Here is a 14,701-nt window from a genome sequence, read left to right as displayed (position 1 = left end):
AGGAGCATGACGGATGAAGGCCGCTGACTTGGCACGGTAAGGGCCTGCCGTCCCGGCGGCACCCGTGTCGCTGCCTGGCGTTTTCGTTGGCAGTGTCACCGTGCCTATGGGGATGTTCGTGGGAAAAGGGCTGACGATGAAAACCGGGCAGACCCGTGTTCAACGCTATCTTGAGCCATTGTTGAAACTCATCAAGGACGGCAAATCGACCCGTCGTTTCTAATCACCCATCGTATCGGCCTTGAAGAGAGCCCTGAGGCCTACACGACTTTCCGCGACAAGAATGACGGCTGCATTAAGGTCGTCATCAAGCCTTAGCGACTACCGTCGCGTCCAAGCAGATCGGTCGACCCTTTCGTCGACCGAGACGCTGCGGGTGCGAGGCCGGCCCTGACGCAATGCTAAGCTTAAGAAGGTGCGTCCTGTAGCGGGTTCTTGCGGCGTTGTCAGAACCAAATCCCACCCACGGCGTTGAGTCGCGCGTTGCGTCACCAACCGGGGTCTTCCATGAACAAGGGCGAGCTTTCCACCTATCGCGCCAAACGCGATTTCACGAAGACGAAAGAACCGAGCGGAGAAACCTCGATTGCGAAATCGAACCGGCTTCGATTTGTTATTCAGAAACACGACGCCACCCGGCTTCACTACGACATTCGCCTTGAGCTCGGCGGTGTCTTCAAGTCGTGGGCCGTCACGAAGGGGCCGTCTCTGAATCCTCACGAAAAGCGCTTGGCGGTCGAGGTTGAGGATCACCCGCTGGATTACGGCGACTTCGAAGGCACTATTCCCAAGGGGCAGTATGGCGGTGGCACTGTGCAGCTGTGGGATCGCGGATATTGGGCGCCAGAAGGCTCAATGGCTCCCGAACAGGCGTTGGAGAAAGGCGATCTGAAGTTCACGCTTGACGGCAAGCGCCTGCACGGAAGCTTTGTGCTCGTGCGCATGAAGCATGATCGCAGCGGCGGCAAACGGACCCACTGGCTACTGATCAAACACCGCGACAAGTACGCGACAGATGGCGAGGGCAACGCGGTGTTGGCGCAGGACCGGTCCGTCGCCTCGGGCCGGACTATGGAAAAGATTGCGGCGGGAAAAGGCGCCGGACCGAAGCCATTCATGATGCGAGGTTCATCGGTGGCCGATGCCGATGCGGTGTGGGACAGCAATCGCGGCCATGCTGCCGATGAGCGTACCGCCAAGTCCGCAAAGCCACCTCCGCGACCCAAACGAGCCGCTCGTCCTTTGGCGGTGAAAATGCCCGACTTCGTCGCACCGCAACTTTGCGCCACGCTATCCCGGCCGCCGGTAGGGGCAAACTGGGTACATGAAATCAAATTCGACGGCTATCGGGTCCAACTGCGTGTCGAGGACAACACAGCCACGCTGAAGACTAGAAAAGGCCTGGACTGGACGGAGAAGTTTGGGGCCATTGCAAAAGAGGCGGCAAGCCTGCCCGATGTCATGATCGATGGCGAGATTGTGGCGCTCGGCGAAAATGGAGCGCCCGATTTTGCCGCTCTGCAAGCCGCATTGTCGGAGCGCAGGACGAAGGACCTGATCTTTTTTGCCTTTGACCTGCTGTTCGCAAACGGCGTCGATCTGCGAGAGCTGCCCCTGTCAGAACGCAAGGAACGGCTGGGCGAGATGCTTGAGGACGTCGACCGCGGTGAGGCAAATCTCATTCGTTATGTCGAGCACTTCTCAAATGGCGGCGATGCGGTGCTGCGTTCGGCCTGTCGTCTTTCGCTTGAAGGTATTATCTCCAAAAAGGCGGATGCGGCTTATGTGTCGGGAAGGACCGATACCTGGGCAAAATCCAAATGCCGCGCGGGACATGAGGTCGTGATTGGGGGCTGGTCGACCACGAATGGGAGGTTCCGCTCATTGCTGGTTGGCGTCAATCGTGGAGAGCATTTCGCTTACATTGGTCGCGTCGGGACCGGCTACAGCGAGGCAAAGGTTAAGCAACTGCTGCCAAGGCTCAAGGAGATGAAGGCGGCCAAATCGCCGTTCACTGGCGATGGCGCACCGAAGAAGGATCCGACAGTCTTTTGGACCAAGCCGGAACTGGTCGCCGAAATCGAATTTGCCGGCTGGACTGGTGGTGGCAATGTCAGGCAGGCGGCCTTCAAAGGCTTGCGCGAAGACAAATCCGCAAAAGAGGTAGAGACCGAGCGGCCCGCAGACCCTCAAGAGACGCAGATCGCCGAACCGGCCAAAGTAACTGCAAGGACTGGGAAGAGTCCGCTCGTTATGGGTGTCATCATTTCGAAGCCGGATAAACCACTCTGGCCGAATGCCGGCGATGGGGGCCAGCCGGTCACCAAGCTCGACCTGGCGGAGTATTTCGAGGCCATCGGCCCCTGGATGATCAAACATCTCAAAGGTCGTCCATGTTCGCTCGTACGGGCACCCGATGGCTATGCCGGCGAGCAGTTCTTCCAGCGCCACGCAATGCCAGGAACGTCCAACCTCCTGGAGCTCGTGAAAGTGTTCGGTGACCACAAGCCGTATCTGCAGATCGATCGTGTTGAGGGCCTCGCCGCGATCGCCCAAATTGGTGGTCTGGAACTGCATCCATGGAATTGCCAGCCGAGCCATCCTGACGTTCCCGGCCGGCTTGTCTTCGATCTCGACCCGGGTCCCGAGGTTGCATTTTCGAGCGTAGTCGATGCCGCCAAGGAAATGCGGGATCGGCTAGAGGATCTGGGCCTGGTGAGCTTTTGCAAGACCACGGGCGGGAAGGGCCTGCATGTAGTCACCCCGTTGGCGAGTCAGCGCGGCAAAACGACTTGGCCGGAGGCCAAGGCCTTCGCAAAGGCGGTCTGCATGCAAATGGCGGCCGACCGGCCAGATCTCTACCTCGTCAACATGGCCAAGAAGCTCCGGACCTCGCGGATCTTTCTCGACTATCTTAGAAATGATCGCATGGCGACCGCCGTTGCCCCGCTGTCTCCTCGCGCCAGAGAGGGGGCGACAGTATCCATGCCGGTGACATGGGGCCAGGTCAGGGCGGATCTCGATCCCCAAAGATACACCGTCCGCACCGTGCCGAGCCTCCTGAAGAAGACCGTGGCGTGGGCGGACTATGACGATGGCGAACGGTCGATCAGCAGTGCCATCAAACGGATAGGTTCAACGAAGCTCGCCGCATGACATCGAAAAATGTGAAACTGTCTTTTCGCTTTCCGTTGGACACTTCACCGATGGAGGCAAAGGCAGCGGACGCGTTGCCGAGTGACATCGGCCGATGGCAATACGAACCTAAATGGGACGGGTTTCGATGCCTGGCCTTCAAAGCAGGCGATAATGTGGACTTGCGAGCAAAGTCAGGAAAGCCGCTCGGCCGATATTTTCCCGAAATCGTCTCGATGTTGCGCGCGCTGAAATCCAAGGAGTTCGTTGTCGATGGTGAGATCGTCATCGACGTCGATGGCTCGCTATCTTTTGACGCGCTGCAGATGCGACTGCATCCGGCAGAAAGCAGGATTCGGAGACTATCCATCGCCACGCCTGCCAAACTGATCCTGTTTGACATACTCGCGGGTGCCGATGCGGGCCTAATGCATAAACCTCTAACTGTGCGGCGCGAGGCGCTGGAAGCGTTCGTGGAGTTAGCTGGGCGCACCGATCTTGAGTTGTCGCGCTGTACGCAAAATTTGACGATAGCGACAAAGTGGCTTGCCGACTCTGGTCGTGGTTCAACTGACGGCGTTGTGGCAAAGCTTCTCGAAGATGAATATCGGCCTGGTGAGCGGGCGATGGTCAAGGTCAAGCGCTTACGTACGGCTGATTGTGTCGTGGGCGGGTTTCGATACCTGGCGAAGTCGCGCGAGGTCGGCTCGTTGCTGCTCGGCCTCTACAACGATCAGGGCCAACTCGACCATGTGGGATTTACGTCAACGATTGCTCAGGAAGATCGGTCAAAGCTGACAACACAACTCGAAGCTTTGAGGTCGCCTCCCGGCTTTACCGGCAAGGCGCCTGGAGGTCCAAGCCGATGGAGCACGGAGAGAAGCGGGCAATGGGAGCCGTTGCGGCCCGAGTTGGTTGCAGAAGTGCGTTTCGACCACGTCACCGGCGATCGCTTCCGTCATGGCACCAAATTCTTGCGATGGCGTCCGGACAAGCACCCCATGCAGTGCACGGTCGAGCAGATATTCGTCCAGTGAACGCACGCCGATTGACGGCGGTACGAATGGACGCTCTGCGGCTACGAACCCACTAGAAGCTTGATTTTCGAAAGTCTGGTCCGTGCCAGCTTGCGAATGGAGGTCTGAAATCCCTCTTCGCCGCTCTCGATCAGAAATACCAGAGTGATGAAATCAAGAAGGAACTCGTCGATAGCGTTTGAGAGTGCCTCTGATTTGCCTTTGAACCTGGACAATAGCGATTTGGCTTCATCGACGCCGTCGCGGCTGTTCATTTCGATCAGCGTATCGATCCTGGTGAAGGTGTCCAACTGAAAATCCCCGCGGCCGCATCACAAACTACGTTTCTCCGAAAAAGTTCCGTCGACAGCGCAATCGCCGCAGGACCCAGACGTCCGGGTCGAATAGCTCACGCGGGCGCCGGGTCAGGTATCCGACTGTTGAGGTAGGAGGGCGATCGATGACTGGGCCTCTCGATCGTGTTCAAACTGCTCAGCCCATTGCACATCCATGAGCCAAGGTTCGCGCCGATCGATCCAGAGTTCATAGCCGGGAACGATGTCGCTGGGAGCAAGATCGAGAGCACCGAGCATGATCTCCGCCTCGTCATCCCGCAAGGATGTCACGCGAGATCCGCAAATTTGGCAAAAACTTCGGCCTTCAAACGTACTGAGTTCACCCGTTCCTAGGTAAGCAGATCGCGGCCAGACCCCGAAGAAGTTGAATGCGCTTCCGCTCGTGCGCCGGCAATCATGACAGTGGCATAGCCCGACGCGGAGCGGAGCGCCCTTAACAGAGAAGCGAACGGCTCCACAAAGGCAGCCACCGTTGCGAACGTCATCTTCGCTCATGTGAGAGCTCTCATTGGAGGGTCACTGTTCTCGTCGGGATCTGGGACGGGCTGCTCGTCGGGAAGAAGATCGGGATCAGGTTCACGCACGTCTGGCGTCCAGATTGGCGCGTCCACTGGCGGTTGTTCGGTCGGATCTGGTTTGGGCGGCATGGCTACTCTCAGCGATTGTCGGTTGGACGGGGTGTCTCGCCGGCCCCCGGTCGAGCCGCGGTCTGTCTGGCTGGGAAAGGCTCTGTAAGAGGGCTTTCGCGGTTGGGCCGAGTACCCGCGGTTTTGGGGGCAACCGGCGCTTCGCTGGCTTCATAGACCTTTGGGCTTTTGCGCTCGATCTCGACGCCGGCAACCTCTGGCTCCTTAACAATTGCTTTGTTGAGATTTCTGACCTTAGCCATTCGTTATCTCCTTCGCTGGCCAACGACCGGCGCTAAGGAATGTTCCATATGACGCGGAACTCGCAGCTTGCCGGGCTGTTATCGATCATCCCACGGGAGAATCGAAAATGCCTGACAATGAAAATCATCGCGAAACCGGAGCAACAAAATATCCCGCCAAAACGGGTGCCGATCCTTCGGATGCGTTCTCTCAGGACGCAGCTGGCAACAAGAAGCCCAAGAGCGGGGTCGGACTGACGCGCCGGGTCAACGAGGTGGACGACAAGACGCACCAGTCAGATGGTCAGAACCCTCCAGGACAGGCAAAGCCGAGCCGCGAAAAGAGCCGGCAATGAACGTCGCCAACCTTCAACTCGAAGGCCTGATGATGGCCTTCGCTTCGATCAATAACGTGCTGGTCCACAAAGGCCTGCTTTCGATCGACGACATCGATACTGCTTTGCGAAAGGTGGAGGCTTCAATTACGGGTGACAAGCGGACCTTTGAGGATATGTCGCCAGCCAATCGCGATGCTATCTGCTTCCCGATCCGGCTACTGCAGATCGCAAACAACGCACAAGGCGAATCGGACGTCCCGTCATTTTCGGAGCTGGCGAAGATGGTTGGGAGAACGAAAGAGCCTTACAACAATCAGATCTGACCGCAGCTAAAGCCAGACTACATTTCGCTGTTCTCGATAATACCTGCTTCGCCATCCCGAACGAGGGTGCGTGGAGCCATTAGCGTCCTTAGGAGGACTCCAGGTCCTCCTTGAGCGGTCTCGCCATTGCCAAAAAAAGTGACACCTGCCGTTTCAAATGCCGTTTGTATCGCGACGAGTTTATCGGGAGTGGGAACACGCTTGCCGTTTTCAAAATCCCGAACTGTTCCTTCACTTACATTCGATTTAGCCCCAAGCCTTGCTTGGGGCCAATCTAGCAGCCCCCGTGCTGCGCGGCATTGCTCCCGGGTCAGTCGGATCACCATATCTCCTCAATGGCACAAGGTCTTGGCGTTTAAGCCGCTTGCGTTTGATCTGAGTAGTCTATTCTTCGGAGGGTCCTGAGCGCGGCGTCCTGATTTCATCGGCGAGGACCTGTAAAGCATCCAACGTTGCAGCCATGCCCGACATCAACCTTGCGATATCGCCATCTTGTCCGGCTTGTGTCAGCTCGTTGGCCCTGGTCTTCAGGCCAGCGGAAAGTTCCCTAAGTTTCGGGGACAAGTCATGGGCCATATCACTCTCCATTCGGGTCTGGGTCAACGTGACGAGCGAGCCCGAGTTCCAGTGTGACGACTCTTCATTTGAATCGGCCACATGCATTTTGTCCGAGTCTAACCGGGTAATTCGACGACGCGGCCTGCATGTGCGGATGCTGCCGAGCTCGTCGCTGTCTGCTGTGCTGATCCAAAGTTACTAAAAGGAGGGACCACGGCAGCTCGCATTTGGCACTCGATCGCCTTCGTCGCTAGCGTCGCTAGGCTGTTTCAGCGAGCTTGGCAAAGAAAGCCGACGTTGCGTGCTATTTTCCGAGAATGTCCGTCGCTATTCACATCAGGTAGAGGCACCAGCTCATACTGATTGCCAGGGCCGTAGTGTAACAACTCAAACGCGCCCCTCTGATCGTCTATAATCAGATCCAGAACTGCGTTCGCCACTTCGATAGGGGAGCGTGTGTAGTCACTTTGCAGCAATAAATCCCCGCCATCGGGGTAGCGGCAAGAAATCTTGACGGGCGCAGCGGATGAGCCACTGCGTGCCGGGTGACCTTCTTCGACTCCTATTGCTGCCCATGCGCCATGTTTCGCAAGGAGTGGTTGAATGTTGTCTGGCCTTGCTGCGCAGACCGTCAGCCTTCTCAGGGAACAGCGTTCCTCGATGATTGAGATTAGTCGACCAAATCCTACCAACAAGAGTGGCCGCCCGCCGTTCTCGTAAGCGCTTTCTTCTCGCCACCAACCGGGGCGATCCAATATGGGATGATCGGTAGACCCATGCTTGGCGAGATCTGTAATCGCATAGGCGACAGCAGTCGGCCGAGGTACTCCTGCGCGTATGTCGAACGCACCATTCTCATAGAACCCATCCTGCTTCTGCAACATCGAGTTCCAATCGACTGCGCCAAAAAGCGACCACGCCGTGACCGCACAGATGTCGACCCCACTGTCTCTTGCTGCTTGCGCTGCATTCCATCCATCGACGAGCCAACGCACCTGTTCGTCGCGAGTGGATCCGTTGTGTAATTCCGTTACCGCGATGGGCAGGTGATAGCGGTTCCAGAGTTCGTTGATCCTTTGCTCCAGGCCTGAATCATCTTGGCAGTTGGACCGAACAGCGGCGATATCGACATACCTGTCGATGCCGTTTCCACCTATTTGCTCGTCGGGATACCGATCTATCTTGTCATCGAGCATTCGGTCGCTGGTCAGGTAATAATCAATGCCGATGACATCTGGTACGCAAGGCTCTTCGACTAGAGCCGACAAATGTCGACCATCAATCCCGGCATCCAACAGCCTTCGGTAGAAGGAATGCCTACCATCGACGCGGCCGGCCAAGAGATCCAGGGCCAGCCATCGGCGTTGGTTCTCATGATCCGCTTGGTAAGCGAGCCGCCGAGTTGCAAAAACACGCCCGACGTCCTCTGTCTGCACAAGGCGAGCCGACGGGACATGTTTGTGGATCGCCTTCATCGCCAGCGCTATCGCCCGGCATTGCGCGACCGTCAGCTGCAGGCACGTGGCCTCGTCAGTGCTATGCGGATACCACAGCCCGTATAGCCCGCTAATGCGGGCAGTCGTGAGCGGCTCGTTGATGGGTGTGTACAGCTCTATCCATGGATAGCGTTGTGCAACTCGGCCTGCATATTGAGCGAGCATCTCGGGAAAGTCGGGATCGAGGATTTGGGTCCATGTCGGACCGCTTCCGTGGTGCATCAGCCCGGCTATTGGTCGCATTCCGAGTTCGCTGATGTGTAGCAGGCGCTTGTCCACCCAATTCCAGTCGTAGGAGCCCGACGTGTGCTCAACCATTTCCCAAAGCACTGGGTAGCGAAGCGTTCGGATGCCGAGGCCAGCGATCAGATCGAGGTCCTCAATCCGGTTTACATGCCCTGTTTCATCCAACTGGTTGCGCACCGCCTCGTGAGTGCGGACATGGCTGCATTCCACGCCGCCCCACATCTCGAGCGGATTGTTCACTCGGCGGCCTCAGCCCGGAGCAGCGCGTTGCTTACAGGCAAATTTTTCTGAATTCGAGCGAAGGTCGCCAACGCCTGACCTACCACCTGATCCATGTTGTAGTAGCGATATGTAGCCAGTCGGCCTACAAACCAAACGTCGGCAGTGGCTCGCGCCAGCGCTTCATATCTTTTGTAGAGGGCCTCGTTCTCAGCCCGCGGCACGGGATAGTATGGGTCGCCGATGTCGGTCGGATATTCGTAGGTCAGGCTCGTCTGAGGACTCGTCTGCCCCGTAAGATGTTTGTACTCCGTGATACGGGTGTACTCTTCCGCTTGCGGAAAGTTGACGACAGCGACGGGCTGGAACTGGGCGCAATCAAGCGTCACATGCTCGAACCTCAATGATCGGTAAGGCAGGCGACCAAGACTCCAGTCAAAGTATTCGTCTACCGGCCCCGTATAAATCATGCGCCGAAACGGAATCCTGTCCCGGATCTCCCTGTAGTCGGTTTGCAGCATGATCTTGATTTTGGGGTTGTCGACCATGCGCTGGAACATGCGGGTATAGCCGCCGGCCGGCATGCTCTGAAAACTGTCGCCGAAATAGCGGTCATCGCGATCGGTGCGGGTCGGGACGCGAGCTGTCACCGACTTATTCAATTGAGACGGATCCACACCCCACTGCTTCCTGGTGTAGCCACGAAAGAATTTCTCGTAGAGCTCCCTACCGACTGTGCCTACGACTACATCTTCGGCCGTTCGCACTTCATCCACCGGCTCCCGGTGGGAGAGGAAAAACTGCTCGAGTTGTTCCGATGTCAAATCGAGATCGTATAGCTTGTTGATGGTGTCGAGATTGATCGGAATCGGTAGGAGCTTCCCATCCACCGACGACAGCACACGGTGCTCGTAAGGCCGCCACGCTGTGAACTGCGAGAGATAGTCAACAATCGACTGAGCATTGGTATGGAAGATGTGGGGCCCGTATTGATGAACAAGAATTCCGGCCTCATTGTAGCGGTCATAGGCGTTGCCGCCGATGTGGCTCCGCCTGTCGATTAGCAAAACGCTTTCGTTCCTCTGCGATGCGATGCGCTCCGCGAGCACACTGCCGGCGAAACCGGCACCGACGATCAACCAGTCGAACATGGTCAGGCGCTCCGCCGAAACGGCAATACGTTTTTGGTCGAGCGAGCTTGCTGGATGCGAGCCGCCATTCCAGCCCACGTTCTCTCCCACGACATGTCCAACAGATAGGCATCCACCTGCGTCAACACGTGGTCGCGAGGTCGAGCCAAAACCGACCGAAGTGTCAGCTCAACGTCATCGGCGTCCACGATGTCCACCAGACCTTCGGCGCCATAGGTCCGCACGACGTCCACGACCGCGGTTGAAGCAAGCGGCACGCCCGCAGCAAGAAATTCTGGTGTTTTGGTTGGACTGATGTAGCGGGTGGCTGCATTCAGGGCGAAGGGCATCCATCCGACGTCCCAATGCCTGAGGTACTGGGGCAGGTCAGCGTAATCCTTCCCACCCAGCCAATGCAGATTGTCTGCGGCAGGAAGACCAGCGGGATCTATCTTGACCACCGGTCCGATCATGACGAAGTGGACGTCAGGCATCGCCAAGGCCGTCTTTGCAACAAGGTCGACATCCAGTCGCTCATCAATCACGCCGAAATAGCCCACCCGGGGATGCGGTATATGTTCCTGATCGACCGGGTCCGTTCCTGGACCTCTGGCCTGATGAAAGTGCGTGAAGTCGATGCTGCTGGGAAACGGAAAGATCGCTCGATGCATGCTTCGTTTGGCTTCATAGAGGCTCTGGCCTCCCGTAAACACGACGTCAGCACGTTCCAACAGCTGCCGTTCCAACTCGACGAGTTCAGGTGGCGCGTCCTTGAAAGCCGAAAGCTCGTCCATACAGTCGTAGACGCACACATCACAAAGGAGATGGTCGCTGAAACGCAGTGCCATAGGGGTGTAATACCAGGTGGTCAGCCGCTCCTGGGGGATAGCGGCGACTAGCAGGTCGAGGAACCGGCGTTGGGCCGCGTCTGCGTGCAACTGACTTGTTCCAAGGGGAAGGATCGGCGTGACGACTCTGATAGTCGGCGAAACCTTGTTAGAACGCATAAATGCTTGAGGGACGTCCTCAAAAATGGGTTCCTCGAAATAGACTATATTCTTCGTCTTGGAAGCAAGAGTGAGGAGGTGTTGGGGTCGTTGATGTACGAAATTCCAACGTAGATGCGATAAACACAGAATGGTCGATGGATCTGCTGCCGATATTCTGAGGTTTGATTTTCCGACAGCGATTTCCATTTTAAAGCCCTTTCGACAGGAACGGTGGACGTTCGTACAACAAATGTTAATCACAGCGTTCAATTGTGATTTATTACCCAGGGCTCTAACTTTCCAAAAAGGAACTCGTTCCGCTACGAATCCGATTCACTGGTCGATGCCCACGGACCGGAGAGAGATGTCGATCGGCAGGGCCGAGCGTCCCAACCGCGAGGGGCGCGCAACAATTGTTAATCGTGCGTTAATCGACGCTATTACAAAGCTAACAGCCGATGAAACGAGTCAGGCGCCTCGCATAGGAATTGGACAGCGAATTGGTGCCGGACAGCGATTGGGTGAACCGATGTCGATCAACTTTGAATCGAACGTTTTTCCACTGTTTCATCCAGCCGCTGTGGATGATGTGAAAGATCCCTGTCCTGTCTTCGACGGGAAGCTTTGGCACATGTTCGGCTCGAGCGGCACCGTTGCCAGCGAAACCTGGAGAATTCTTCACGCCACCGCAGCTGATCTCTATGGTCCATGGACGGAACACGGGCCCATCGTCCTGCCGGTTAGCGGGTCGGGCGTAGCCGCTCCCGGCGTCATCCATGAAAGCGGCGTCTTTCATATGTTCATTCAAACCGAATTCATGAAGTCGGGCGGCCGTTGTGAGCATGTTGTTTCCAATGATGGGTTTCATTGGGTCCTTGTCAGTTCGGCGATTCTGGCCTTGCCAGGCACCGATGAAGACGGGATCTACGACCCGCATCCAGCGATCATCGGCGGCAAGCGTTACATCGTCTATTCGGGCATGCCGAAATTTACAAAGGTGCCGCAGCCGGACGTCTATCTTGCACGCAGCCAGTCAGACTCCTGGTTTGGACCATGGAAGCGCGTAGGCAAGATTCTCGACCACACAGAATTGCCACACCACAATCCGCGCCAGCACCCTGACTATGAATGGGGTATCGAAGGGGCCCAGCTAGTCGAGTTGCCGGATGCGCGAATCCTGCTGAACGCAACGTGCTTCCTGCCTGATGGCCCTCGCGGCAGCCGACAGCGCGTCTTCTTCGCTATCGCCGACCGCGTTGAAGGGCCGTATCGCACTTTCGGTCCGGTGCTTGAACCCGGCGAGCCTGGAGAAAATGGACACTCGACCGTTATCATCGAAGGGCGTGAACTGACCTTGTTCTATCAATGCAGGCGCGAAGGCACGAACCATCGTTGGCGCTATGGCATTGCCAAATGCGACCTGGATGGAGCGGTTCTTTCGCAGGTCGCGTGAGCTTTATCTGCCGTCGTCTTGCTTCTTGTTTGACGTCTCTCGATCGGTGCCTAATTCGCCGGCGAACCTCCCGACCTCATCAATTACCTGCCTTCTTCCTTGCGGCCGTGGGATTTTGGCCTGTGGCAGCCGATGTCTTGGCGTCCTTAGAGTGGGCCGCTATCGCCGGACCCGCCCCGGTATCCTTGCGCATGTCGCCGGTCTTCTCTTTCTCTGCCGGCTTCTTGCCGCCGAGGCCGGAGAAATATTTGCCGAAAAAGCCCATCTCATTCTCCTTCGAGTTTTGATGCCGGTGCACGATAAGTGGCGCGGGCGAGCCCGGGTGGTCCACCACCAGGGCTCGCGACGCCAGGATCAATGGAACCCGTCCTCGTCAGGCTGCTTCCGCCGCGACATTCACGGCCGACTCAGCAAGCTCGGTGAGCGCCTCGTCGGTTGCTTTTTCCTCGCCGAGTGTCAGGTCAAGGAGATTGACCGCTTCGGTCAGGCCGAGTTCGGAAGCCCAGGTGCGCAGAGTCCCGTAGCGAGAGATTTCGTAGTGCTCCACAGCCTGTGCTGCCGCGAGCAGGCCAGCGTCGAGGGCAGGGGTCCCCTTGTATTCCTCCATGATCTCGGCGCCCTCCTCGGTGATGCCCATGATGGCAGCACATGTCTTCGCGGCCGGCTTCTTGCCGATCACTTCGAACACCTCTTCGAGACGAGAAACGTGCTCCTGCGTTTCGCCTCGATGCTTTTCGAAAGCAGCTTTCAGATCGGCGCTCTGCGACGCCTTTGCCATCTTCGGCAGAGTCGCGAGGATCTTCTTTTCTGCGAAGTAAATGTCCTTGAGAGTGTCGTGAAAAAGTTCGTTGAGGCCTTTGGACGATGCCTTGTTCGTCGCCATCGCGTTTTTCCTTTTTGTTGTTGTCACCGCCTCGTCGACTGGAGGCGCCCCAATAACCATCCGTTTGACTACTCGTTCCCGGCGGAAGTAAATTTTATGTGTCGCGGAGTTGAAGCTCCTCGTAGGTGCAAGCCGCCACGATCTCGCCGCTTGCATTTCGAGCCCTTACGGCCCATCCCACCGGTGCCTCAGCCTTATCGAGTGCGTCCCTCCAAAGATCCTCTGCAGATCGGTTGACCTCATCCTGAACCGCCTTCAGATTTGGCAAGGATATGCCCGCCATTATCCGGACAATTCCCTTGTCCTGGTATTCAAAAGTGTAGAGCTCAGAAGGTGCCCGGCTCACTGGGATGCCGACAGTCGGCCGACCGAAAGCTACAATCTGAACCATCATTTGCTTCGCAGTTTCAACGAGTTCATTGTCTGCTTTGCCCTCGTAGCCTGGGGCGATGGTGACACTCACCGCTTCGCCGCCTTCGCCGAGAAATTCCACGACGTTGCCGGATATGTCCCGGCGTACCACTGTGTTCATGAGTTCCATTTGACATCTCCTGTCCGTCCGAAAGGCAATGCGTGGAAGGGGTGCTTGTTCCTGTCGAAGTTGAAAGATCGCCGGCAGGTTCAATCATATTCCAGAATGCTCGGCGGGAACCTGCAGGTAGACATTCGCGCTAATAGTCCGCTCGTTTGAGCCGTCTGAAGGCCCGGGGGCGCCCCTTGTTGGTTGCGCCGAGCCTATCCAGAGCCAGGCAGCGTAGCAGCAGATGCGAACAGGCTTTTGATCATCCGTTCAGCTTCGGTTTGCGCTATGCCGATAAGAGCATCAATCTCGTGCATCTCGGCTGACAAGCCATCCTCGGCCAGGTCGCGCCTGATTGCCTTGACTTGGTCTCTCGTCCGTCTGAGAGCCGCCAACTTCAGATTTTCTCCAGGGTGGGGGTGACCGTTGGCATTTTCAACCAGCCGGGCTGAGGCCAAGGCAAGCGAAGCACGGAAGATATATGTCCCGTCTTCATCACGCACCTTAATCCAGAAGAGCCGATTGGGACCGTTTGGGAGTTCCTCACGGGCAATATCAGGCAAGACGCTTACCGCGTAGTCACTGACGTCGGATAGGGAACCACAGATTTCTCCGTCCTCGTCACCTGTAAATTCGTTGCCGTCATGTATATCGCAAAAAGTAGCGCGCCATCTCGACTTCCTCCGATGACGAGCGGGAAAATGCCGTCGTGGAATAAGACATAGCGTAGTGTTAGGTTCCTAACCTCAGGCCTCTTGCGCTGCCCCAAATCTTCTCGGTACACCAGCCGCCGAGTGGTTGTTCGACCGAGGATTCGGATCAACTAGGACTTGGGCCTTTGATCGGCTCCTTGCGAATGATCCATTCGACAATTTCGGCATCGACATGGACGGTGCCCGTCAATTCCCTGAGCAGCTCTGTTGCGTGTTGGTTCCAGCGGCTCTCTCCCACCAGGCCATCGGCGATGGACGACCTGAAGGCCTCTCGCACGATATGAATGTCGAATGCGGACACCCGCACGGGATTGTTGTCTTCCATCTTGGCTCCTTAGGGGGCGGGAGCACAGCGAGCTCTCAAGCGCCGGAGCCCATTGTTGGCCGGCGACAGACCAGGAGACAACCTTCCAGGGACGTTGTCGCGCTCAAATGTTAAGCGGATGGCAAGAACGGGT

At 57.0% G+C, this 14,701-nt stretch carries 18 protein-coding genes; 6 read left to right on the top strand and 12 right to left on the bottom strand.

Annotation, left to right across the window (positions count from 1 at the left end):
* Positions 1-64 precede the first annotated feature (64 nt).
* From OHD62_RS35755 to OHD62_RS19410, 3 genes are all read left to right on the top strand, one after another.
* Positions 65-223 carry a hypothetical protein gene (locus OHD62_RS35755; RefSeq protein WP_412177394.1) on the top strand — a complete coding sequence of 53 codons (159 nt, stop codon included), beginning with the start codon at positions 65-67 and terminating at the stop codon, positions 221-223.
* A gap of 284 nt (positions 224-507) precedes the next feature.
* On the top strand, positions 508-3,156 hold the full coding sequence (gene ligD / locus OHD62_RS19415; protein ID WP_263784971.1) for a DNA ligase D: 2,649 nt from the start codon (positions 508-510) through the stop codon (positions 3,154-3,156).
* Positions 3,153-4,172, top strand: a complete 1,020-nt coding sequence (locus OHD62_RS19410; protein ID WP_263784969.1) for an ATP-dependent DNA ligase — start codon at positions 3,153-3,155, stop codon at positions 4,170-4,172. The genes ligD and OHD62_RS19410 overlap by 4 nt, the downstream gene beginning before the upstream one ends.
* A gap of 41 nt (positions 4,173-4,213) precedes the next feature.
* On the opposite strand, the gene OHD62_RS19405 is transcribed toward OHD62_RS19410, so the two are convergent.
* Together OHD62_RS19405 and OHD62_RS19400 are read right to left on the bottom strand one after the other, a co-directional pair.
* Positions 4,214-4,462 carry a hypothetical protein gene (locus OHD62_RS19405; RefSeq protein WP_263784967.1) on the bottom strand — a complete coding sequence of 83 codons (249 nt, stop codon included), beginning with the start codon at positions 4,460-4,462 and terminating at the stop codon, positions 4,214-4,216.
* Between the two features lie 114 nt (positions 4,463-4,576).
* A complete protein-coding gene (locus OHD62_RS19400; protein ID WP_263784964.1) occupies positions 4,577-5,002 on the bottom strand; it encodes a GFA family protein in 426 nt (141 codons plus the stop codon).
* 501 nt (positions 5,003-5,503) lie between these two features.
* On the opposite strand from OHD62_RS19400, the gene OHD62_RS19395 reads away from it, so the two are divergent.
* Positions 5,504-5,731: a hypothetical protein gene (locus OHD62_RS19395; protein WP_263784963.1), complete on the top strand. Its 228-nt coding sequence runs from the start codon at positions 5,504-5,506 to the stop codon at positions 5,729-5,731.
* Positions 5,728-6,036, top strand: coding sequence for a hypothetical protein (locus OHD62_RS19390; protein ID WP_263784961.1), 309 nt, complete (start codon positions 5,728-5,730; stop codon positions 6,034-6,036). The genes OHD62_RS19395 and OHD62_RS19390 overlap by 4 nt, the downstream gene beginning before the upstream one ends.
* Before the next feature lie 17 nt (positions 6,037-6,053).
* Here OHD62_RS19390 and OHD62_RS19385 read toward each other — a convergent pair whose 3' ends face one another.
* The 5 genes from OHD62_RS19385 to OHD62_RS19365 form a co-directional block, all read right to left on the bottom strand.
* Positions 6,054-6,362 carry a helix-turn-helix domain-containing protein gene (locus OHD62_RS19385; RefSeq protein WP_263784958.1) on the bottom strand — a complete coding sequence of 103 codons (309 nt, stop codon included), beginning with the start codon at positions 6,360-6,362 and terminating at the stop codon, positions 6,054-6,056.
* A 58-nt stretch (positions 6,363-6,420) separates the two neighbouring features.
* The gene (locus OHD62_RS19380; protein ID WP_263784956.1) at positions 6,421-6,612 is read right to left on the bottom strand and encodes a hypothetical protein; all 192 of its coding nucleotides are present in this window, start codon (positions 6,610-6,612) and stop codon (positions 6,421-6,423) included.
* Positions 6,613-6,863: 251 nt separating this feature from the next.
* A complete protein-coding gene (locus OHD62_RS19375) occupies positions 6,864-8,576 on the bottom strand; it encodes a family 1 glycosylhydrolase (RefSeq protein ID WP_263784955.1) in 1,713 nt (570 codons plus the stop codon).
* Positions 8,573-9,706: a UDP-galactopyranose mutase gene (gene glf, locus OHD62_RS19370; protein WP_263786805.1), complete on the bottom strand. Its 1,134-nt coding sequence runs from the start codon at positions 9,704-9,706 to the stop codon at positions 8,573-8,575. The genes OHD62_RS19375 and glf overlap by 4 nt, the downstream gene beginning before the upstream one ends.
* A gap of 2 nt (positions 9,707-9,708) precedes the next feature.
* The gene (locus OHD62_RS19365; protein ID WP_263784953.1) at positions 9,709-10,881 is read right to left on the bottom strand and encodes a glycosyltransferase family 1 protein; all 1,173 of its coding nucleotides are present in this window, start codon (positions 10,879-10,881) and stop codon (positions 9,709-9,711) included.
* Positions 10,882-11,038: 157 nt separating this feature from the next.
* Here OHD62_RS19365 and OHD62_RS19360 point away from each other — a divergent pair, with 157 nt between their 5' ends.
* The gene (locus OHD62_RS19360) at positions 11,039-12,127 is read left to right on the top strand and encodes a hypothetical protein (protein ID WP_263784951.1); all 1,089 of its coding nucleotides are present in this window, start codon (positions 11,039-11,041) and stop codon (positions 12,125-12,127) included.
* 79 nt (positions 12,128-12,206) lie between these two features.
* On the opposite strand, the gene OHD62_RS19355 is transcribed toward OHD62_RS19360, so the two are convergent.
* From OHD62_RS19355 to OHD62_RS19335, 5 genes are all read right to left on the bottom strand, one after another.
* Complete coding sequence (locus OHD62_RS19355) at positions 12,207-12,485, bottom strand: hypothetical protein (protein WP_263784949.1); 279 nt, start codon at positions 12,483-12,485, stop codon at positions 12,207-12,209.
* A 15-nt stretch (positions 12,486-12,500) separates the two neighbouring features.
* Complete coding sequence (locus OHD62_RS19350; RefSeq protein ID WP_263784946.1) at positions 12,501-13,010, bottom strand: ferritin-like domain-containing protein; 510 nt, start codon at positions 13,008-13,010, stop codon at positions 12,501-12,503.
* A 94-nt stretch (positions 13,011-13,104) separates the two neighbouring features.
* The gene (locus tag OHD62_RS19345; protein WP_263784943.1) at positions 13,105-13,551 is read right to left on the bottom strand and encodes a DUF6894 family protein; all 447 of its coding nucleotides are present in this window, start codon (positions 13,549-13,551) and stop codon (positions 13,105-13,107) included.
* A 194-nt stretch (positions 13,552-13,745) separates the two neighbouring features.
* Positions 13,746-14,180 carry a DUF6894 family protein gene (locus tag OHD62_RS19340; RefSeq protein WP_412177403.1) on the bottom strand — a complete coding sequence of 145 codons (435 nt, stop codon included), beginning with the start codon at positions 14,178-14,180 and terminating at the stop codon, positions 13,746-13,748.
* 169 nt (positions 14,181-14,349) lie between these two features.
* The gene (locus OHD62_RS19335) at positions 14,350-14,568 is read right to left on the bottom strand and encodes a hypothetical protein (protein WP_263784940.1); all 219 of its coding nucleotides are present in this window, start codon (positions 14,566-14,568) and stop codon (positions 14,350-14,352) included.
* Between the last annotated feature and the right edge of the window lie 133 nt (positions 14,569-14,701).

Origin of the sequence: Mesorhizobium sp. YC-39, from assembly GCF_025753795.1 — a bacterium.
Classification (GTDB): domain Bacteria; phylum Pseudomonadota; class Alphaproteobacteria; order Rhizobiales; family Rhizobiaceae; genus Mesorhizobium.
The sequence above is the reverse complement of the archived record's forward strand: the minus strand, read 5'-3'. Positions and strand labels throughout refer to the sequence as shown.